The following is a 232-nucleotide window of genomic DNA, read 5'->3' as shown; positions in this document are numbered from 1 at the left end:
CGAGCGGGACGGGATCGACGCATCCGTCGCCCTGTTCTCGGAGTCGGCCGGCCGCGTCATCGTCTCGGTGCCGCGCGAGGACGACGTGAAGTTCCTCGGCCTCTGCGAGGGCCGCGGGTACCCGGTGCTGCGCATCGGCGTCACCGACAACACCCTCGACGCTCTTGAGGTGCAGGACGTCTTCACGGTCTCCCTCGCGGACCTCCGCTCCCGCCACAGCTCCACCCTCCCC

1 protein-coding gene is annotated in these 232 nt (G+C 70.7%); it reads left to right on the top strand.

Annotated features, from left to right (window positions below):
- Positions 1-232, top strand: a 232-nt coding sequence (locus QN345_RS20400) for an AIR synthase-related protein (protein WP_323509279.1), incomplete at both ends; no start/stop codon positions are given.

Source organism: Cryobacterium sp. 10I1 (assembly GCF_035019805.1).
GTDB classification, from domain to species: Bacteria; Actinomycetota; Actinomycetes; order Actinomycetales; family Microbacteriaceae; genus Cryobacterium; species Cryobacterium glucosi.
The sequence above is the reverse complement of the archived record's forward strand: the minus strand, read 5'-3'. Positions and strand labels throughout refer to the sequence as shown.